Source organism: Flavobacterium sp. GSP27, assembly GCF_003970395.1.
Taxonomy (GTDB): Bacteria; Bacteroidota; Bacteroidia; order Flavobacteriales; family Flavobacteriaceae; genus Flavobacterium.
Genome location: NZ_RYDP01000010.1, coordinates 36,551 through 57,975 on the forward strand (window position 1 = coordinate 36,551; position 21,425 = coordinate 57,975).

The 21,425-nt window shown below is 35.2% G+C and carries 20 protein-coding genes; 3 read left to right on the plus strand and 17 right to left on the minus strand.

Annotated elements, in window-relative coordinates:
* Position 1: 1 nt before the first annotated feature.
* The 5 genes from mrdA to purH form a co-directional block, all read right to left on the minus strand.
* A complete protein-coding gene (gene mrdA / locus EKM05_RS09960; protein WP_126554942.1) occupies positions 2–1,951 on the minus strand; it encodes a penicillin-binding protein 2 in 1,950 nt (649 codons plus the stop codon).
* The gene (locus EKM05_RS09965) at positions 1,948–2,454 is read right to left on the minus strand and encodes a rod shape-determining protein MreD (protein WP_126457463.1); all 507 of its coding nucleotides are present in this window, start codon (positions 2,452–2,454) and stop codon (positions 1,948–1,950) included. Before EKM05_RS09965 ends, mrdA begins: the two co-directional genes overlap by 4 nt.
* Positions 2,447–3,271 (minus strand): rod shape-determining protein MreC, encoded by an 825-nt coding sequence (gene mreC / locus EKM05_RS09970; RefSeq protein ID WP_126457462.1) that lies wholly within the window; start codon positions 3,269–3,271, stop codon positions 2,447–2,449. Before mreC ends, EKM05_RS09965 begins: the two co-directional genes overlap by 8 nt.
* A 106-nt stretch (positions 3,272–3,377) precedes the next feature.
* Positions 3,378–4,406, minus strand: a complete 1,029-nt coding sequence (locus EKM05_RS09975) for a rod shape-determining protein (protein ID WP_126452939.1) — start codon at positions 4,404–4,406, stop codon at positions 3,378–3,380.
* A 53-nt stretch (positions 4,407–4,459) separates the two neighbouring features.
* Positions 4,460–5,986: a bifunctional phosphoribosylaminoimidazolecarboxamide formyltransferase/IMP cyclohydrolase gene (gene purH, locus EKM05_RS09980; RefSeq protein WP_126554944.1), complete on the minus strand. Its 1,527-nt coding sequence runs from the start codon at positions 5,984–5,986 to the stop codon at positions 4,460–4,462.
* Between the two features lie 197 nt (positions 5,987–6,183).
* Between purH and EKM05_RS09985 the strand changes: the two genes are divergently transcribed.
* Positions 6,184–7,434, plus strand: a complete 1,251-nt coding sequence (locus EKM05_RS09985) for an ABC transporter permease (RefSeq protein WP_126554946.1) — start codon at positions 6,184–6,186, stop codon at positions 7,432–7,434.
* 155 nt (positions 7,435–7,589) lie between these two features.
* Here the strand turns inward: EKM05_RS09985 and accD are convergent, their stop codons facing one another.
* From accD to EKM05_RS10000, 3 genes are all read right to left on the minus strand, one after another.
* Positions 7,590–8,444: an acetyl-CoA carboxylase, carboxyltransferase subunit beta gene (gene accD, locus EKM05_RS09990; RefSeq protein WP_126457459.1), complete on the minus strand. Its 855-nt coding sequence runs from the start codon at positions 8,442–8,444 to the stop codon at positions 7,590–7,592.
* A gap of 108 nt (positions 8,445–8,552) precedes the next feature.
* Complete coding sequence (fbaA, locus tag EKM05_RS09995) at positions 8,553–9,620, minus strand: class II fructose-bisphosphate aldolase (RefSeq protein ID WP_126554948.1); 1,068 nt, start codon at positions 9,618–9,620, stop codon at positions 8,553–8,555.
* A 59-nt stretch (positions 9,621–9,679) separates the two neighbouring features.
* Positions 9,680–12,247, minus strand: a complete 2,568-nt coding sequence (locus EKM05_RS10000; RefSeq protein WP_126554950.1) for a BamA/TamA family outer membrane protein — start codon at positions 12,245–12,247, stop codon at positions 9,680–9,682.
* 37 nt (positions 12,248–12,284) lie between these two features.
* Here EKM05_RS10000 and EKM05_RS10005 point away from each other — a divergent pair, with 37 nt between their 5' ends.
* Positions 12,285–13,010 (plus strand): RNA methyltransferase, encoded by a 726-nt coding sequence (locus EKM05_RS10005; RefSeq protein ID WP_126554952.1) that lies wholly within the window; start codon positions 12,285–12,287, stop codon positions 13,008–13,010.
* 54 nt (positions 13,011–13,064) lie between these two features.
* On the opposite strand, the gene EKM05_RS10010 is transcribed toward EKM05_RS10005, so the two are convergent.
* From EKM05_RS10010 to EKM05_RS10030, 4 genes are all read right to left on the minus strand, one after another.
* Entirely contained in the window at positions 13,065–13,769 is a 705-nt protein-coding gene (locus EKM05_RS10010) for a porin family protein (RefSeq protein ID WP_126457455.1), read from the minus strand.
* 1 nt (position 13,770) lies between these two features.
* Positions 13,771–14,502, minus strand: a complete 732-nt coding sequence (ubiE, locus tag EKM05_RS10015; protein WP_126457454.1) for a bifunctional demethylmenaquinone methyltransferase/2-methoxy-6-polyprenyl-1,4-benzoquinol methylase UbiE — start codon at positions 14,500–14,502, stop codon at positions 13,771–13,773.
* 600 nt (positions 14,503–15,102) lie between these two features.
* Complete coding sequence (locus EKM05_RS10025) at positions 15,103–15,585, minus strand: dihydrofolate reductase (RefSeq protein WP_126452958.1); 483 nt, start codon at positions 15,583–15,585, stop codon at positions 15,103–15,105.
* A gap of 12 nt (positions 15,586–15,597) precedes the next feature.
* Complete coding sequence (locus tag EKM05_RS10030; protein ID WP_126452960.1) at positions 15,598–15,930, minus strand: 2TM domain-containing protein; 333 nt, start codon at positions 15,928–15,930, stop codon at positions 15,598–15,600.
* A 238-nt stretch (positions 15,931–16,168) separates the two neighbouring features.
* Between EKM05_RS10030 and EKM05_RS10035 the strand changes: the two genes are divergently transcribed.
* The gene (locus EKM05_RS10035) at positions 16,169–16,465 is read left to right on the plus strand and encodes an isoamylase early set domain-containing protein (RefSeq protein ID WP_126554954.1); all 297 of its coding nucleotides are present in this window, start codon (positions 16,169–16,171) and stop codon (positions 16,463–16,465) included.
* Between the two features lie 22 nt (positions 16,466–16,487).
* On the opposite strand, the gene EKM05_RS10040 is transcribed toward EKM05_RS10035, so the two are convergent.
* From EKM05_RS10040 to EKM05_RS10060, 5 genes are all read right to left on the minus strand, one after another.
* On the minus strand, positions 16,488–17,312 hold the full coding sequence (locus EKM05_RS10040; RefSeq protein WP_126457450.1) for a thymidylate synthase: 825 nt from the start codon (positions 17,310–17,312) through the stop codon (positions 16,488–16,490).
* 12 nt (positions 17,313–17,324) lie between these two features.
* On the minus strand, positions 17,325–18,629 hold the full coding sequence (locus EKM05_RS10045) for an amidohydrolase family protein (RefSeq protein ID WP_126554956.1): 1,305 nt from the start codon (positions 18,627–18,629) through the stop codon (positions 17,325–17,327).
* Between the two features lie 153 nt (positions 18,630–18,782).
* Positions 18,783–19,412, minus strand: a complete 630-nt coding sequence (locus EKM05_RS10050) for a bifunctional nuclease family protein (protein WP_126452972.1) — start codon at positions 19,410–19,412, stop codon at positions 18,783–18,785.
* A gap of 138 nt (positions 19,413–19,550) precedes the next feature.
* Complete coding sequence (locus tag EKM05_RS10055) at positions 19,551–20,531, minus strand: electron transfer flavoprotein subunit alpha/FixB family protein (protein WP_126457448.1); 981 nt, start codon at positions 20,529–20,531, stop codon at positions 19,551–19,553.
* Positions 20,532–20,633: 102 nt separating this feature from the next.
* Positions 20,634–21,380 carry an electron transfer flavoprotein subunit beta/FixA family protein gene (locus tag EKM05_RS10060; protein ID WP_126452978.1) on the minus strand — a complete coding sequence of 249 codons (747 nt, stop codon included), beginning with the start codon at positions 21,378–21,380 and terminating at the stop codon, positions 20,634–20,636.
* Positions 21,381–21,425: the final 45 nt, after the last annotated feature.

Sequence of the window (21,425 nt, forward strand, 5' to 3'; positions counted from 1 at the left end):
TTTAAATAACTTGTTTTTTTACTTTTGAGGTATCTGTTTTAATCCTTACGGCAGGAATTGTTCTTTTATTTAAAAGCGAGTCGCTAATGCGTAATTGCAATTTGACTGCGTCAGATAGTCCACCTAATTTGGCATATTGACTTTGTAAGCTGGTTGCAAGTATTCTTTTTTCCAGATCTATCCTTGTGATTTTTTGTCTTAGGTATTTTTCAATCATCAAACTGGCAATTGGTCCCGCTATTGTTGATCCAAAGCCCCCATTTTCAACCATGATAGCAATGGCAATTTTCGGATTGTCTTTTGGTGCAAAAGCTACAAATATGGAATGATCTTTAAGTTGAATTCTTTTGCCTCCAATTTTAGCAAAATTTTCAGCTGTACCGGTTTTACCACAAATATCTATTCCTTCGACTTTAAGTGCGCTAGCAGTCCCCATGTTGTACACATCAAACAAACCGCTAATTATGGGTTTGAAGTGTTTTTTGTCGATGGTAGTGGTGTGTTTTGTCGTGAATTTTTTATCAATTTTGTGGCCTTCAATTTTTTTGATGATGTGAGGGGTGTAATAATAACCTTCATTTGCAACAGTTGCCATCATGTTAGCAAGTTGTATGGGTGTCATTAGAACTTCGCCCTGTCCTATTGAATTAGAAACGATCGTGGTACTTCTCCACCCTCCATTTGGATAGATGCGTTTGTATGTTTTAGAATCCGGAATATTTCCTCTTTTACCTGTTGGTAAGTCATATCCCATAAATTGTCCCAGTCCAAAGCTTTTTATGTGGTTGCTCCAAACATCAACAGCTGTGGCCGGTTTTGTATATTTGTTTATTGTCTTCATATACGCTGTGGCAAAATAGGAATTGCAAGATTCATATATACCTCTGTGCAGCTGAAGAGAACCTCCTCTACAATGGCATCTCATAAATCGACCTCTTGCATAACTAAAACCATTATTGCAGGATACGCTTGTGTTTTCATCTATTACACCTTCTTGTAGAGCAACTAATCCAGTTAAAATTTTAAACGGTGATCCTGGCGGATATTCAGCTAGTAATCCTCTGTCATACAGTGGCTTTGCTATTGAATCATGGTATAGTTGGGTGTAGTTTTTAGAGCGTTGTCTTCCTACCAATATTCCTGGATCATAAGAAGGAGCGGTTACCAGTGCTAGTATTTCGCCAGTGCGAGGTTCTATAGCAACAATTCCGCCTCTTTTATTAATCATCAATTCCTCTCCGTATTTTTGAAGTTCGGCGTCAATAGTAAGATTTATATCTTCTCCTTGCACGGCTATAGTGTCGTATTTCCCTTCTTTATACGAGCCAATTTCCCTATTGTATTTGTCTTTTTGAATGTATTTAACCCCTTTTACCCCGCGTAAAAGATCTTCATAACTTTCTTCAACTCCCTGTCTTCCAATTAAATCACCGCTATTGTAATATGGATTTTTGGCTACTAGTTTTTCATTTACCTGAGTGATGCCCCCAAAAACATTGGCTCCAAAATTTACTTCATAATCACGAAGGGAACGTTTTTGAAAATAAAAACCTTCATATTTTCTTATTTTTTCTTGAAAAGCTGCAAATTCACTTTTATTCAATTGTGATAAAAAAACAGAGGGTAACCGCGGACTATATATTCTAGCTTTTTCAATTCTTTTAATGAAATCTTCTTTTGAAATTTTCAACAATTGACAAAGTTCTAAAGTATCTGTGTTTTTTAATTCTCTAGGAATGACCATAATGTCATAAGATGCTTGGTTCGCAACCATTAATACGCCTTTACGGTCATAGATGTAGCCTCTTTCAGGATATTCATATTTTTTTTTAATTGCGTTATTTTCAGATTTTAACTTTAAGGTGTCATCCACTATTTGCAAATAAAAAATACGCAATATTAGTAAAGAAGTAGCAAGAATGATTAGGGAAGGCAATAGTGCTTTTCTCATCTTTTATTAGGCTTAATAAGGTATATTATAATTATGCAAATAAGGAGTGTGAATATGGTACTCAATAAAGTTCGTAATACGACATCTAAAATAAAGCTAAATTGAAAAGCTTCCAGCAAAAACATCGTAAAATGATGAATGGTAACCGATAGTAATAAAAAAGAAAATCTTTCTGGGGTTAATACATCATTCAGTTTTATAGTTTGGTATTCATAACTTAACCCAAAGGAGAACTTAAAAACAGAAGGTCTAAAGTAGGCTAATACTAAGCAAGCGGTCGCATGTGTTCCTCCAGAATTACTGAACATATCCATGATAAGGCCTAGTAAAAAACTAGCAATTAGTAGTCCTGATTTATTTCCATTTACGGGATAAAGTATGATAAATAACACATAAGGAAATGGGCTTATATACCCAAAAAAATTCATGTTATTAAATATGATAATCTGAATTGCTAATAACAAAAGGAATCGGGAAATATTGACTAATAGTGCGCTATTCATCCTTATTTCTTTTTTCTAAATTAATAATTTCTTCACGATCTTTACGCGTTATAATATAAACGTGACCTAGATTTGTCATATCGTTAAATAATTTAACATTTATGGTGTAATAATTAGTCTGATTGTCTATTTCTATTTTGTCAATAGTTCCTATGTTGATGTTTTCTGGAAATATTACAGATTGCCCCCCTGTTACAATGGTATCTCCTTTTCTAATAGCGGCTAATCTAGGAACATCTATCAATTGTACAAAGCCAGTACTTTTTCCGTTCCATATCAAAGATCCAAAATGATTGGATTTTTTGATTTTAGCATTAATTTGAAATTTCTTATTTAAAATGCTGATTACAGTGGCATAATTAGGTGAGGTATTTTCTATGATTCCTATAATTCCTAAGCTGTTTATAACACCCATGTCTGGTTTCACACCTTCTAGTTCTCCTGAATTTAAGGTTAAATAATTTTCGTGAGTACTATAAGAATTGTGTATTACCTTAGATACTAATATATCTCCTGATTCGATCCCTTTTAGACTGTCTAGTTTTTTTATTGCAGTGGTATCTTTTTTGTTAAATATAAGACTCTTTAATTTTGCGTTTTCAAGCGCGAGTGCTTCATTTTCAGTTTTTAAATTCAAATATTCATTAAGGTTGTTTACCTTTTCATAGACACCTCCGCTTAGAAAATTTGCAGAACTAATTATTTTACTTCTGTGAAAGGAGTGGGATTGAATGGTAAGGGATAATGAAATACCCAAAAGCAGCAAAAACAGTAACCGATTACTGTTTTTAAAAATAAAATTAAATATTTGCTGCATTTTCTAACGGTATAATATAAATAGCTGTCTGTTTTATTTTGGAATCTAATAGTTGTTGCTGGATGCTATCTCAGTCCTGTAAATTGACAAGAGTAGCTATAACAAATTACTTGATTAAAATACTTTTAAATTTAGCAATGTTTTTTAGTGCCATTCCTGTCCCTCTTACTACAGCTCTTAACGGATCTTCTGCAATGTAAACTGGTAAATCAGTTTTTTGTGAAATTCGCTTGTCAAGACCTCTTAACATGGAGCCTCCACCGGCAAGGTAGATTCCTGTGTTGTATATATCGGCAGCTAGTTCTGGGGGAGTTTGTGATAACGTTTCCATAACGGCATCTTCAATTCTTTGAATTGATTTGTCTAATGCTTTTGCAATTTCTCGGTACGATACTTCTACCTGTTTTGGTTTACCAGTAAGTAAATCTCTACCTTGAACGGACATGTCTTCAGGAGGTGTTTCTAAATCTTCTATTGCTGCGCCAATTTGAATTTTTATTTTTTCAGCTGTACTTTCTCCAACAAAAAGATTGTGTTGGGTACGCATATAATATACGATATCATTTGTGAATACATCGCCAGCTATTTTTACTGATTTGTCACAAACAATACCACCTAAGGCGATTACGGCAATTTCAGTTGTTCCACCACCTATATCTACAATCATGTTTCCTTTTGGTTGCATAATATCAATACCAATACCTATTGCTGCTGCCATAGGTTCGTGTATTAGGTATACTTCTTTACCGTTTACTCTTTCACATGATTCTTTTACGGCTCTCATCTCCACTTCGGTAATGCCAGAGGGAATACAAACGACCATTCTTAACGCAGGAGTAAACATTCTTTTCTTTAGCGCGGGTATGCTTTTGATAAACATACTTATCATTTTTTCTGAAGCATCAAAATCAGCAATTACACCATCTTTCAAAGGGCGTATTGTCTTAATGTTTTCATGTGTTTTACCTTGCATCAAGTTGGCTTCTTTGCCCACAGCAATGATTTTACCAGAAACTCTGTCTCTGGCAACAATTGATGGACTGTCTATTACAACTTTATCATTATGTATGATTAAAGTATTAGCGGTACCAAGGTCTATCGCGATATCCTCAGTCATGAAATCAAAAAATCCCATAAATTTTTTGGGGTTAAAATGTTATAAATTTGAAACGCACAAAGTTAAACAAATTAATGTTTAAAATGACGCGTTCCCGTAAATACCATTGCAAGTTTATTTTCATTGCAATAGTCAATGCTCAAATTGTCTTTGATGGATCCGCCTGGCTGAATTACCGCAGTAATACCTGCTTTTTTAGCTATTTCAACACAGTCTGGGAAAGGGAAAAATGCATCACTTGCCATTGAGGCTCCATGTAAGTCAAATCCAAAATTTTTAGCTTTTTCTATCGCCTGTACTAAGGCATCAACTCTGGATGTTTGTCCTGTACCGGATGCAATAAGTGTTCCGTTTTTAGCAAGAACAATCGTGTTTGATTTGGTGTTTTTACAAATTTTGGAAGCAAAAATTAAATCCTGAATTTCCTGTTCAGTAGGAGCTGTTATGGTAACGGTTTTTAAGGCTTCTTTATTGTCAGTTACCGTATTTCTTTCTTGAATTAAAAGTCCGTTCAAGCAGGTTCGTACCGTTTTTTGGGGTAACGCAACCTCGTTCTGAACTAATAGGATTCGGTTTTTCTTTTCTTGTAAAATAGTCAGGGCCTCAGTATCATATTCGGGGGCAATGACCACCTCACAAAATAATTTGTTTATCTCTGTTGCAGTCGCTGCATCAATTTTAGTATTGGAAATTAAAACACCTCCAAATGCAGATGTCGGGTCACAAGCTAATGCGGCTAAATAGGCCTCAGTAATAGTTGTTCGTGTCGCTAAACCACAAGCGTTGTTGTGTTTTAATATGGCAAATGTAGGGCCGTCATTGTTGAATTCAGCTATCAAATTTACAGCCGCATCTACATCCAACAAATTATTGTATGATAATTCTTTTCCGTGCACTTTGTTGAACATGGCCTCAAAATCTCCAAAGAAAAATCCTTTTTGATGTGGGTTTTCACCGTATCTCAGCACTTGACCGTTAGGAATACTTTCTTTGTAAATGGTTTCGTCAGTATTAAAATAATTGAAAATTGCAGTGTCATAATGCGATGAAACATGAAATGCTTTTGTTGCCAATAATTTTCGGTCTTCCAATGTTGTGGCGCCATTTTGATCGATAATTAAATCTAAAAGCAAGCCGTATTGATCTACCGAAGCCACAATTACGGTATCCTTGAAGTTTTTTGCAGCAGCACGAATTAAAGAAATACCACCAATATCTATTTTTTCAATGATGTCTGCTTCACTTGCTCCTGAAGCAACCGTTTTTTCAAAAGGATATAAGTCAACAATGACTAAGTCAATTTGTGGAATGTTGAATTCTAGCATTTGTTGTGCATCACTCTCATTATCTTGGCGATTTAGTATTCCACCAAAGACTTTTGGGTGTAATGTTTTTACTCTTCCACCCAAAATAGAAGGGTAAGAGGTCACATCTTCAACGGGTATTACGGGAATTCCTAAATTTTTTATAAAATCCTCAGTCCCTCCAGTAGAATAAAGTGTAACATTTTGACTGTTTAGTTGTCTTACTATAGGTTCTAATCCTTCTTTTGAAAAGACGGAGATTAATGCAGATTGAATTGTTTTAGTTGTGCTCATTATGTAGTTATAGTTATAAAATGCAAAAATAGTTTTTTAATGTCAAAATTAAGCCATTTGAAATTGAGATAATTGTAATTTTTACGGCTATTGCAACGGGAAACATAAAAATAGCGCTTTCACAATGTAACGAAACGATTTTTCATTAGGTTTCTGATTAATATTTATAGAATTTTACTTAACACTAAATAGATTGTATGTTAGTTTACCTTCGATTATTAAAAGAGAGTTTTAGCTTTGCGATGAATGCATTGCGCAACAATAAGTTACGAACGCTGCTTTCTTTGTTAGGCGTTACTATTGGGATTTTTTCTATTATAGCGGTACTCGCTGCTGTAGATTCTTTGGACAGAAAAATCACTAAAGATTTGAGTAGTTTAGATAAAAATACGATTTATTTGATGAAATTTTCTTTCGGGCCTTCGGAAATTCCACAATGGAAAAGAGAACAGTTTCCTAATGTGAAGTATGATGAATACACCTATATGAAAGGTGCAATGACTAACACGGATCAAATGGCCTATCAAATATTTATTAGAAGAGAATCTATTAAATTTGATTCAAAAACAGTTAGTGATGTCAATATAGTTCCTGTTTCTCAGGAATTTATAGATATTCAGGGCCTTGAGTTTGAAAGCGGACGATTTTACAATGAATCCGAAGCCAATTCCGGAGCTACAGTTGTTGTTTTGGGGAATGAAATTGCAAAATCACTTTTTGATGATGCAGAACCCATTGGAAAAAACGTGCGGTTGTATGGAAATCGTTTTACGGTCATTGGGGTTTTGAAGAAACAAGGAGCGGGTTTGTTTGGGGATAGTAATGACACCTCAGCTTATATTCCAGTCAATTTTGTGCGACAACTATACGGAGATAATAATACTGCTTTGACAAATGTTATTATTTTTAAACCTGAAAATGGAGCTGACATGGCAGCTTATAAAGAAGAAATAGCACAAAAATTAAGAAGCTTTAGGGGATTGAAAGCAGGTGAAATAGATAATTTTTTCATTAATGTTTTTTCTGGATTTACTGACCTTATTGATGGTATCCTTGGGCAAATGAATCTTGTAGGATGGGTTATCAGTGGCTTTTCTCTGCTTGTAGGTGGTTTTGGAATTGCTAATATTATGTTTGTTTCTGTAAAAGAGCGTACGAATTTGATTGGGATCCAAAAATCATTGGGAGCCAAAAACAAGTTTATATTGTTTCAGTTTTTATTTGAAGCGATAATATTATCAGTTATTGGTGGTTTGATAGGATTGCTCTTAGTTTGGATTATTACTCTTATTGTAACAAAAGCCTTAGACTTCGAGTTTGTCTTAAGTATGGGTAATATTGTCCTAGGAACAGGATTAGCGGCTATAATTGGTCTAATATCCGGAATTCTACCTGCAATTGCAGCTTCTAAATTAGATCCGGTGGAGGCTATTCGTACCGGGATATAAAAAACTCAGGTTTGTGTAGTCCTCTTTTGTAAACACTTAATTTTAAATATAATGGCATAACAAAAAACAGCTTCCAATATTTTTTTGGAAGCTGTTTTGTTTGGTATAAAGAGAATGTAGCGCAAATATAAAATCCCAATTGCTTGGGATTTTATTTATCGAATATCATTGTTCTGAATCAAATCAATGTACAAGTTGATCTTGTCTTTCAATTCTTTTCTTGGTGTGATAAAGTCTAAGAAGCCATGTTCGAGTAAAAACTCAGCAGTCTGAAAACCTTCTGGTAAATCTTTACCAGTTGTGTCTCGTACTACCCTTGGGCCAGCAAATCCTATTAATGCGCCTGGTTCAGATATGTTGATGTCACCTAGCATCGCGTATGAAGCAGTTGTTCCTCCAGTTGTAGGATCTGTACATAACGAAATATAAGGCAGTTTTGCTTCGGCAAGTTGTGCTAACTTAACAGATGTTTTAGCTAATTGCATTAAAGAATAGGCAGCTTCCATCATTCTGGCTCCACCTGATTTTGAAATCATGACAAAGGGCATGTTGTTTTTGATGGCGTGATCAATTCCTCTCGCAATTTTTTCACCTACAACTGCACCCATAGAACCACCAATGAAGGCAAAATCCATACAGCAAATAACTAAATCTTTACCTTTTGATTTTCCAACTCCCGTGCGTACTGCATCCTTGAGTTTGGTTTTTTCCATTACATCTTTCAAACGATCTGCATATTTCTTGGTATCAACAAAGTGCAAAGGATCTTTAGAAGTCATATTCTTGTCTAATTCAACAAATTCATTGTTGTCAAATAAGATTTGAAAATATTCAGCACTTCCAATTCTGACATGAAAACCATCTTCTGGACTCACAAATAAGTTGCGAGCTAGTTCATCGGCATCAATGATTTTTCCGGTTGGAGATTTGTACCAAAGTCCTTTTGGAATATCCATTTTGTCTTCGGTAGCGGTAGTAATCCCTTTTTCTTTTCTTTTAAACCAAGCCATTTCTTTAGTATTCAGTGTTCAGTAATCAGGTATTCAGTGTTTTGTAATCAGTTTTAGTATTCCATTATCAGCATTTGAGATCTGAACACTAAAAACGGACCACTATTTTTATAATGTATTCACATTGTTCAAGTCAGCAAATGCTTGCTCAAGTCTTGTGTTGAAAGTAACTTCACTTTCACGCAACCATTTTCTTGGGTCGTAATGTTTTTTGTTTGGAACATCAGCGCCTTCTGGGTTTCCAATTTGAGTTTTCAAATAGTCAATATTTTTAACCATGTAATCACGAATTCCTTCTGTAAATGCAAATTGCAAATCAGTATCGATATTCATTTTTATTACCCCGTAGCTGATCCCTTCTCTTATTTCTTCTAATGTAGAACCAGAACCACCGTGGAAAACGAAATCTACTGGATTAGATCCTGTATTGAATTTATTTTGAACAAAATCCTGAGAATTTTTCAAGATTTTTGGAGTCAATTTTACATTTCCGGGTTTGTACACTCCATGTACGTTTCCAAAAGCAGCAGCAATTGTAAATCGTGGACTTACTTTTGAAAGTTCTTCGTATGCGTAAGCAACTTCTTCCGGTTGTGTATATAATTTAGAACTATCTACATCAGAGTTGTCTACACCATCTTCTTCACCACCTGTGATTCCAAGTTCGATCTCTAATGTCATTCCCATTTTACTCATTCGTTCTAAATAGCCTTTGCAAATTTCGATGTTTTCTTCGATAGGCTCTTCAGATAAATCAATCATGTGAGACGAAAACAATGGTTTTCCGGTTTTAACAAAATGTGCTTCGGAAGCATCTAATAGGCCGTCTATCCAAGGTAATAATTTTTTCGCACAATGGTCAGTATGTAAAATTACAGTTGCTCCATACGCTTCCGCCATGGTGTGAATGTGTAAAGCTCCTGCAATTCCACCAGCGATAGCTGCTTTTTCACCAACATCCGAAAGTCCTTTACCTGCATTAAATTGTGCTCCTCCATTAGAAAACTGAATGATAACAGGAGCATTAAGTTTTGCTGCAGTTTCAAGGACACCATTGATTGTATTTGATCCAGTAACGTTTACTGCCGGAAGTGCAAATCCTTTTTCTTTTGCGTAATTGAAAATTTCTTGTACTTGATCTCCTGTAGCTACGCCCGGTTTAATAGTATGTGCCATTGTGTTTTTTTTAGTTATTTTTTAGTTTTTAGTTTTGCAAAAATAAGAATTATTTAGCATTAGAACGGGTAATTTATTCCAAAATTTAAAACAGAGTTTCCAAAATTATATTCTTGAAACCATCTTTTACGGGTTTCGTTGGCAGGATTATAGGTTTTAAATCCTAAATCAAAACGAATTACAAAAAAACTCAGGTCATATCGAAGGCCGAATCCCGTGCCTAATGCAATGTCTTTTAAGTCGCTGAAACTGGTAAATGTTGATTTCTCATCCACCACATTATCCAATACGTTCCAAATGTTCCCGGCATCAGCAAAAAGGGCCCCTTTTAAATTGCCTAATATTTTAAATCTAAATTCACCACTAATGGCAATTTTCATGTTGGCTTCATTAAAATCATCTACAGCTCCGCTACTCCCGGGACCTAAGCTGTATGGTTGCCAGGCTCGGTTGTCATTTGAGCCCCCAGAAAAATAACTCCTTGAAAAAGGAATGTAATTTGAATTCCCAAATGGGACTGCAATGCCAAAAAAGGATCGAAAGGCAAAGATCTTTTCTTTAGATAAATCCCAATGTTTGATGTATTCAAATTCTGTTTTTAGGTATTCAGAGTATTCTAAATTAAATATCTCATAATTACCGGTGACATTTTCTTTTTGATTTGTCGTTTTTGCAAAAGCTGACAATAGTGTTCCCGCTGATTCTATTTTTGTTCTAAAGAGATAAAAATCATTGTCTAATAAGTCTTTCTTTGTTGTTTTTGAAAACGTAAAACTTGTAGCGAGTATAAAATCGTTTTCCGTAAGTCGGAGTCTTCTTTCCTCAATGCTTTTTACACTTTCTATATCAGCACTTTCTAATGGTTTTAAGAAACTCGCATTTCCTGATAAGACATCACGGGTAAATCCAGTTGTGCCTCTTTCAATGACTAAATCCCTATCGATATCATTGTTATAGTAGTTAGGGTTGGTGTTGTATTGCTTCCCTATGGCATTCAATGCTCTGTAAGAAGAGTTGTAAACAAAGAAATAATTATTGGGATTTAGATTGCGAACAAACTGGGTGTTAAACAGGTCAAATCGGGCAGTATGGTTTCTTTTTGGAGTCCAATTGTACGATAGTGCTCCCGTGAAATTTTCTTTGTCTAACCCCAGATTTCTTTGTTTTGCAAAACCGACTGTGATTAGTGTGGAGGGAATCATGCTTTTTGGAATGATTTTTTCAGTGCTAAAGGGAATGAAAATTCTAGGAATATTTAATTTTAAATCCAACCCGTACTCGGATACATTAAAAAAATTATTATTTGGATTGGCAAGATCTTGTGAGGAACCTATATTGCCACGGGCTGCAATTTCCAGTGTTTCAGCACCATTAAAAACATTTCTGATTGTTTCTGAAACACTCAATCCGATACCAAAATCCTGAATGTTTGAATGAGTAACATCTAGTGTAGTCCCAAAACTATATTTTTTGCGGGGAGTCAGGTATACTTTAGCGATCAGCGATTGTGCAGTACTGTCTCTTTTGTCAACTTCATATTGTATGGAGGGGTAGTTGAATACTTTGAGGTTGTTCAGGTAGCGTGTGGTCAAGACTGTTTTGTAATCAGCATACAAACCTCCCTTTGTAATGAATATGGCGTTAGTTATCGCGCGAGGTTTGTATTTTAATTTTTGATGGCTGTATAAATTGAAGTTTTTGTAGGTTGTACTATCTGTAATAGTCCGGTTGTTATTCTCTGAGGAATAGTCCGTATAAATATTTACATCACTTATTTTATAAATTTTAAAAGGCACCGTTTTGCTAGAATCCTGATCTTGGTACGAATAATTATTAATGACCAGGTTTATATTTGCTTGATTTACTTTTTTAATCGTGTCAATATCAAAAGTAACGTAGTTGGACTGAAAATAATAGGCTCCGTTATTTCTGAAATGAGTGGTAATTCGGTTTTTTTCATTCTCAAAATCTTCTGTTTTGTATTGATTGCCTGATTTTAGAAAGGTATTGGATTTATTGGTTTGGTATAAAGAGTCTAATGCTGGAGTTAAAATAGTGGTTTTTAAAGTATCTAGGAAAAAGGCATTTCCGGGCGTTATGGCGTATTTTATTTTAGCTTTTTTAAGGCTCAGGGTGTCTATGTTGTAATTTGCATTTACATTAAAATAGCCATTGTTGAAATAGTAATATTTCAATCGCAATACTGATTTGTCAGCTCTTTCTTTGTCGATAATTACAGGAGGCTCTCCTGTTTTTTTTAAAAAATTATGGATGCCATAATATAAAAAAGACTTTCCGAGTCTGTTGACTTGTTTTTCAGACAGCCATTTGGATTGTCTTTTGTATTTTTCGGGATTGTTAGCAAACTTAGCCTGATAGGTTGAATCTGGATTTAGATTGGCAAGATTGTAAAGGTTCAAGCGCAAACGATAGCCCAGCAAGGTACTGTTTGGTTTTTGATACAACTGATTAAAAATAGTTTCCTCCTTAATGGATTTGCCATTGGCCTCGATTTCATTTTTTGTAAGCAGCAATTTCCCGTCAGGAACTCTTTTTACAGCGTCACAAGCGCAAATTAGTATTGCAATTACAATAAATGCAGTTATTTTTGTAGAAATTTTTTTCAAGTGTTCTAAAATATTTAATTCAAAAGTACATTATTTTATGGTTAGTAAAAACCAAATAAAGCTTATAACGAGTTTGCAGCAAAAAAAATATAGGATAGCCAATAAATTATTTTTTGCCGAAGGTGTCAAAGGAATTCAGGAACTATTGGATTCTAATTTTGAATTGGAACATTTGTTTACCACCCAAAATGATTTTGATTCGGTAAGCCAAGAAAAAAAAACCATTATTTCAGAAAATGATTTAAAAAAAGTTACAGCATTGGCTACTCCGAATACATGTTTAGCCGTTTTTAAGATGCCAGTAGAAAAATCAATTACTGAAACCGGTTTGATTCTAGCGCTTGATTCTATTCGGGATCCTGGAAATTTAGGGACTATATTGCGTTTGTGTGACTGGTTTGGGATACAACAAGTCTTGTGTTCAAAGGAAACGGTGGATCTGTATAATCCAAAAGTGGTTCAGGCAACAATGGGCTCCATTGCCCGGGTGAATGTTAATTATGTTGATTTGAATGTTTTTTTAGCGCAGACAAAACTTCCAATTTTTGGGACCTTCATGGATGGAGAAAATATTTATAAAGCAACTCTTCCTCAACAGGGAATTATTATCATGGGGAATGAAGCTAATGGAATTTCTCCGGCTCTTGAAAATGAGGTCCACAACCGACTCACAATTCCTCGTTTTGGGAATCTTCAAAAAACGGAAAGTCTGAATGTAGCTGCAGCAACAGCAATTGTCTTAAGTGAGTTTTGTAGAGGCTGATAGCAACGCGCAGTCATAGTTTACGGGAGAACTTAAAAACGGCCAAACTACTTTTTAATGGAAAGTAAAATTAATTAAAATGGCTCTGGTCTTTAAGGCTTCAATGTTTCCTGTCCAAGGACTGCTGGGGTCATTGTCTCTAATTAGTTCGTCATTAAGTCCAAAAACACCTCTTATGGAAGGCGAAAATATAAAATATTCGGAAAAAAGGTCAATTCCAAAGCCTAATTCATAATTAGTAGTCCATGATTTAACTCGAAAGCGTTCCTGCAAATTATCATCCATCAACTTAGAGTTGCTGGATAAGTTTAAAGTAGCTGACAATCCTCCCACTAAATAGGGGCGAATATTGCCCGTTCTTAGGGAGGAAAATTTCAACAATAAAGGAAAATGAATGTACGTGCTGTTCACTTCTCTAAGCGCATCGCCACTGTTTGAAAAATTAGGATAATACAAGTCTCTTTTTGTGTAATACAATCCAGGTTCAAATCGCAAGTTAATGTATTCCTGTAATTTTACATCACCAATAATTCCCACATTGAAACCGGTTGTTTTTTTGACCAGTATATCAGGGCCTTTCATTTTATAATCAATTTTAAAATCATAGGAATTGAATCCTAAGTAAAAGCCATAATAAACTTTCTTTTTTTGAAAATTTTCCAAATTAACAATGGGATCTTTGCTGAAAATAGTTCGAGACTTTTGGGCGTATCCGTTTAGAATAAAAGCAAAAAAGAGTAAGGCAATTATTTTTTTCATGTTATTTTTTAGAAGCTGAGTAAATGGTGGCCACACCAAAGGTTTGCGGTAATGCTACAACATCTATAAACCCAATTTCTCTTAAAATATTGTTTAACGCCTCGCCATAAGGAAAAGCGGCAGCTGATTCAGATAAATAACCGTAGGCAACGTTATCCTTAGAGAATAATTTACCTATCAAAGGCAGGATGTTTTGACTGTAAAAAGTATAGCCTTGTTTGTAAGGCGTTTGGTCTGGCACTGACGTTTCTAAAATTACAAATACACCATTTGGTTTTAAAACTCTTAAAATTTCAGCTAATCCTTTTTCCAGCGTTTCAAAATTTCGAACACCAAAAGCAACGGTAATCGCATCAAAATAATTGTCTTCAAAAGGCATGTTTTCTGAGTCGCCCAAAATCATTTCAATAGTAGCAGTAAGGTTTTTGGCAGCAATTTTTTGGACGCCAACTTCCAGCATTCCGGCAGATATGTCTAAGCCAATGATTTTTTCAGCATTGGTTTGTGCCATTAAAATCGCTAAATCTCCAGTGCCCGTAGCAATATCCAGGATTATTTTTGGATTGGATTTCGCAACCATCTGCAAAACTTTTTTACGCCATTTTATATCAATTCCAAAAGAAATGACACGATTCAATTTATCATAGTTGCCTGAAATGGTGTCAAACATTTGAGCAACCTGTTCTTTTTTACCTAAGGCAGAACCTTTATAAGGAGTTATCTTTTCTGACATTTTTTTTATGCAAATATAATACAAACGGGATGAACTAAAAACGAGTTCTTTAAATTAGAAGCAAGTTTTGTTTTATGTGCCGGAATGATTTTTTGCGTATTAAATAAGACTAAGTCCGTTAAAATAAGAATCATTTTTTTTATTTGAAATATCACTAAAAGTGGGTATTGTATCTCCGATTTTTATTGCGCAAATTTGGTATTCAAGAAAGAACCATATTAAATGATTAAAAAAGAGTCAGTGAACCTAATCAAATGGATATTTTTAGCGCTATTTATCTCATTTGTTCTTGTTAGCTGTTTTGAAAATGCTGTTTTACAAGGCAGTATTGTAGTTAAAGCGCAACATACGTTCTTAGGATTAAATTTGTTTTTGGAAATTTTAATTTTTTTCGTCTTTAGTACCTTCGTGGTATTTGGTATTAAAGGCTTTTTTGAGATGTATTCTCAAAAAACATCAAACATTATAATCTTCGTTTCTGGAGTGTTACTAGTGTTTGTAATTTTTATATTAGTTTATCAAATACTGTTTCAAGACTAGGTCATTGCTCTTAATCAATGGTTAAAAAAAAACATCCCTAAATTGGGATGTTTTTTAATTTTATATTCTGACGAATGTTTCGTAAGTGTAATCAAATTTGTGGTTTTGATCTTTTGCATTAAACTCGGTTGCATCAATCTTCCATTTCTTTTTATCGATCTCAGGAAAATAAGCATCAACATCAAAACTCTCGTGGACTCTGGTAATTTCTAATTTATCGGCGTAAGGCATTCCTAAAGCGTAAATTTCACCACCGCCTATAATAAAGGAGTCCTTTTCTTTTGGACAAGATTCAAGAGCTTGTTCCATACTTGCAACTATTATACATCCATCAGCTTTATAGTTTTGCTGTCTCGTGATAATAATATGTGTTCTATTGGGTAACGGTTTTTCTAAGCTTTCAAACGTCTTTCGCCCCATGATGATATGATGCCCCGAAGTTAGCATCTTGAATCTTTTAAAATCATTTGGTAAATGCCACACTATCTTATTATCTTTTCCTAATGCGTTATTCTCAGCTGCCGCTGCAATCATTATAATCATAATTTCATACTATTATTTAGGTTCGTCATTTGCTATTTTGGATTGTAGCTGCTCTATTTTCCTTTGTTGCAAAACTACAAGTCTGTCAATTTGTTCTCTTTCCCAATCTTTATTCATAAATCGATCCGTGATGAAAATTTTTATAAAATGCAAAATAAAAAGGAATAGCCATATTGTAATAATCCAAAGATACCAATACGAGACTACCGTACTGTCAAGGAAATTATGAGCAACAAATAGCAATAAACTTCCCAAAACAAAAAGAACAAAATGAAAATACAATCGTTTCTTTTGTTTTATTCTTCGTCTTGCATATTCATATTGTTCGTGTAATTCTTTTTCCATCGCCCTGATTTTAGTTTATAAAGGTAAAATTTATTTTGCAAAGTCACTATTTTGCTTCGGGATTATTTCACCAGAAAACGTTTTCTGATTTTTGAATAGTAAATTTACAATCACTTAAATTATTGAATTTATCAAAAATTAACATAGTTTACGGTATTCCATTAAAACTTTACAAGGGCTATTGAAACTTCAATATATTTCATTTACTTTGTTTTATAAACCTATAAATGAATATGTTATGCCGATTAAAAAACAATTTATAAAAACAAAGCCAGTTTGTAAAGTTACTTTTTCGGTAGCGGCAAAGGCAGCAAGTCATGCTTCTGTTGTGGGTGATTTCAACAATTGGAATGTTGCTGAAGGGGCTTTAAGTAAATTAAAAAATGGAACTTTCAAGGGAGTATTTGATGTGGCCAAAGACGCCGCTTACGAATTCAAATACGTTATCGATGGTGTATTTGTCAATGAGCCAGAGGCAGATTCTTTCAAATGGAATGCGTTTGCAGGAAATGAAAACGGTGTTTTAGTAGTATAGCTAAACACCGTTTTTTATTGTTTTATACCGCAACACTTCCTTTTATCGCGGCATGAGGTTCATAGCCTTCAAGGGTAAAATCTTCAAAACCAAACGCGAAGATGTCTTTTATATTGGGATTTAAAATCATTTTTGGTAATGGTTTTGGCTCACGGGTCAATTGCAATTCCAGTTGTTCAAAATGGTTGTTATAGATATGTGCATCGCCAAAAGTGTGAATGAATTCACCAGGTTCTAGATCACAAACCTGTGCAATCATCATGGTGAGTAACGCATACGAAGCGATATTAAAAGGAACTCCTAAAAAAATATCAGCGCTTCGCTGGTACAACTGACAAGATAGCTTACCCTCAGAAACATAAAACTGAAAGAACGCATGACAAGGAGGTAAGGCGGCTTTATTGTTGCTTACATTTTCGTCAAATGATTTTGTCGTGTCAGGCAGAACCGAAGGATTCCATGCTGAAACCAGCATTCTGCGGCTGTTAGGATTCGTTTTTAACTCTTTAATTAATTCCGATATTTGATCAATTTCTTCACTATTCCAATTGCGCCATTGGTGGCCGTAAACAGGTCCTAAATTTCCATTGGCATCAGCCCAAGCATCCCAAATTTTAACGCCGTTTTCTTGAAGATACTTAATATTTGTGTCTCCTTTTAAGAACCAAAGCAATTCGTAGATAATGGATTTTAGGTGTAGTTTTTTAGTAGTGACCATCGGGAAACCTTCATTTAAGTCAAAACGCATTTGGTAACCAAAGACACTTTTTGTCCCGGTTCCCGTACGATCTCCTTTTTGACAACCGTTTTTCATTACGTGTTGTACTAAATCTAAATATTGCTTCATTGTCTCTTGATTCTATTGTGCGGTAAGCGGTTGTTCGTTTTTATATACTTTTCCGTCTTTCATTACAAATACGACCTTTTCCAGAGTTTTGATCGCATTCAAAGGATTTTCATCCACTGCAATGATGTCTGCCAAAAAGTTTTCTTTGATTTGACCTGCTTCATTTTCAAGCCCTAATAACATAGCATTCGTAATCGTTGCTGATTGTATCGCGGCTAATGCAGGCATTCCGGCTTCAACCATATACCCAAATTCTTTTGCATTTGTACCATGAGCAAAAACGCCGGCATCAGTTCCAAAAGCAATTTGGACTCCTTTTTTATACGCCTTGGCAAAAGTAGCTTTCAGTTGTGGGCCAACTTCTCTGGCCTTTGGAACTACGATGTCAGGATAAAAACCAGTAATTTCTGCATTTTTTTCTACTTCTTTTCCAGCCGTTAAGGTAGGAACTAAATAAGCATCGTATTTTTTCATCAATTCCATTGTCTCTTCACTCATAAAGGTGCCGTGCTCAATGGTTTTTATACCGCCCAATATGGCTCTTTGCATTCCTTCGTCGCCATGGGCATGGGCAGCGGTGAGCATGTTGTAATCTTTGGCTGTTGTGGTGATGGCTTTAATTTCCTCTAGAGAGAACTGCGGATTTTTACCGCTTTTTGCCACGCTCAAAACACCACCTGTAGCTGTAATTTTAATAACATCAGCTCCTTCTTTATAACGCTCTCTCACTGCTTTTACTCCTTCTTCTGGAGAATTGATTACGCCTTCATGTGGACCTGGATCGCCTACCAGTTTTCGGTTGCTTCCGTTAGTAGGATCTGCATGACCGCCTGTTGTAGCAATTGATTTTCCGGCAGTAAAAATTCGGGGACCTTTTACGATTCCTTTATTGATGGCATTTCTTATGGAGATATTTACTCCGGTTCCACCTAAATCCCTCACCGTAGTGAATCCAGCTAGAAGAGTGATTTCGGCACATCGAACGGCTTGAAATGCAACATCAGCTTCGTTGTCTATGTATTTTGACATGTAGCTCTTGGTATCATGTTCGCCTTCTATGTGAACATGTAAGTCAATAAGACCCGGTAAAACATATTTGTTTTTCAGGTTGATCTCAATGTCTTCAGGCTTGACTTTAGCGATAAAACCCTCTTGTACTTTTGTAATTTTGTTTTTAGAAACAATGATCGTTTGGTTTGTTAATTCTTTACCTGATAGTGTATTTAAAATTTTTCCACAATGCAGATAATAGTCTTGGGATGAGGCAGCTGAACAAATAAATAATGTTGAGAGAAGTAGGAAGTGGTTTTTTTTCATAGCTTATTTTTATCAATTTTATAAAAGAAACATGGTACTAAGTGTTTTTGGTGAATTTAAGTGTATTTATTCAAAAACAAGCGATTCAATCCTTTGAAATTTAGTAACAATCTGATTTCATTTCAATCCTACGGAAAGTAAAAATGGGTACAATTACAATTCTCTCTTTGAGATTTCATCTCTAATTTTTGCGGCTTTCTCATAATCTTCGTGCGACACAGCTTGATCTAACAATTCATTTAATTCCGGTAGACTGTGTTTAGAATAGGTTTCTCCGGATTGATTGCTTTCTTCTTCACGACCAAAAGTGTCCGGATTAGAAAGTACATCGTCAATTTCCTGCGAGTCTTTATTAGGGTCTAAAGGATTTGATTTTAAATAAATTCCGGCTTTGTCCAGAATGTTTTTGTAAGTGAATATAGGTGCGTTAAAACGCAATGCTAACGCAATGGCGTCTGAAGTTCGGGCATCAATAATTTCTTCAATTTTATCCCTTTCGCAAATGATACTCGAATAAAAAACACCGTCCACAAGTTTGTGAATAATGACTTGTTTGACTACAATGTCAAATCGTTCTGCGAAGTTTTTGAACAAATCATGGGTCAGAGGACGTGGTGGTTTTATTTCTTTTTCCAATGCTATAGCGATGGATTGGGCTTCAAAAGCACCAATGACAATGGGTAATTTTCGTTCTCCGTCAACCTCATTCAAGATTAATGCGTAGGCTCCGTTTTGAGTTTGACTGTATGAAATTCCTTTTATAGATAGTTTAACTAAGCTCATAATTGATGTAATGGGAAAGTACGAGGTACTTTTTTTAATAAAAATTAAGCAGCAATTATAAAAAAGAAATGCTACTTAAAAGCAAAGATACAAATATCTTGTTTTTAAGTAGCATTTAAATTAATGGGATGCTATAATTTATGAATTGTGAGCTTTGAAAGCTTTAAATTTTTCAATTAATTGTGGTACGATTTCAAACGCGTCACCTACAATTCCGTAATCCGCTACTTTGAAAAAAGGCGCTTCGGGATCACTGTTGATGACCACTTTTACTTTAGAAGAGTTGATTCCCGCAATGTGTTGAATCGCTCCTGAAATTCCAATTGCAATATAAAGGTTTGTAGCTACCGGTTTTCCTGTTTGCCCAACGTGTTCTCCGTGAGGTCTCCATCCTAAATCAGAAACTGGTTTTGAACAAGCAGTTGCAGCGCCAAGAACAGTTGCTAACTCCTCTACCATTCCCCAGTTTTCCGGACCTTTCAATCCACGTCCAGCCGACACTACAATATCCGCATCAGCGATTGAAACTTTTCCAGAAACTTTTTCAACTGATTCTACTTTTACACCAAAATCAGCTTCTCCAATATTTGGGTTAAAATCTTCCTCGGTTAATGTTGAAGGTGTTTCAAAAACCCCATACGAGTTTTTGGCAAGCCCAAGTACTTTTACGTCTGTGGCAATTTCAGTGATATTGAACGCTTTGTTTGAAAAAGCATTTCTTTTTACTTGAAAAGGCGACGTTGAAACTGGTAATCCAACCACATTTGACGCATAGCCGGCTTCTAAAGCTACTGCAACAAGTGAGGAAAGATAAATACTGTCTGTAGTGGATGAAAGTAAAACTAACTTTACGTTTTCTTTTTGGGCGGCTTGTTTGATCACATCAGCGTATGCTTTTGCAGTAAACCCGGATAATTTATCGTTGGTTACTTTTAATACTTTGTCTACTCCGTATTTTGATAATTCCGAAACATCCCCAGCATTTACGGTTACAGCCGTAACAGTGGTTCCTAGACTTTCGGCTACTTTTTTTGCATAGGAAGCCAATTCGAATGCTACTTTTTTAAATTTTCCTCCCGAAGCGTCGGGAGCGTATTCCGCGTATATTAATATTGACATGATTTTTTTATTTTAGTCTTAAAGTTTAAAAGTCTAAAGTCGTAAAGGGAAATTAGTGTAAACTTCTATTCATTTGACTTTTGACATTCAGCTTTATGACAGTTAGATTACTTTTGCTTCGTTGTGTAATAAATTGATTAATTCATCTAAATTGTCAGCAGCAATCAATTTTACGGCTGATTTAGGCGCTGGTTTTTCAAATTTTACTGCTTTTGTATTCACAGCAGCGTCAACAGGCTCCAGTATTGTTAATGCTTTTGTTCTTGCAGTCATGATTCCTCTCATGTTTGGAATACGCAAATCTTTTTCTTCCACCAATCCTTTTTGTCCACCAATGATTAATGGTAAAGTTGTAGCAACGGTTTCTTTTCCACCATCAATTTCACGAACTGCTTTTACATTAGTTCCATCAACAGTAAGACTTGTACAAGAATTAAGGAAGTTGTATCCTAAAATCCCGGCTATCATTCCAGGAACCATTCCGCCATTATAGTCTAAAGACTCTTTTCCGGCAATGATTACATCGTAACTTCCGTTTTTAATTACTTCAGCAAGTTGTTTGGCTACGAAAAATCCGTCAGTAGGAGTAGCGTTGACGCGAATGGCTTCATTGGCACCTATTGCCAGCGCTTTTCTTAAAGTAGGTTCGGTTTCTGGTCCTCCAACATTCACAACCGTAACGGTTGCGCCTTGTTGTTCTTGGAACCAAATAGCGCGTGTCAAACCAAATTCGTCATTTGGATTGATTACATATTGAACTCCATTGGTGTCAAATTCTGAATCGCCGTTGACAAAGTTAATTTTTGAAGTAGTATCAGGAACGTGACTGATGCAAACTAATATTTTCATACTTATATTTTTTATTATTCGTAATTTCTTTTACAAATTTAAAAT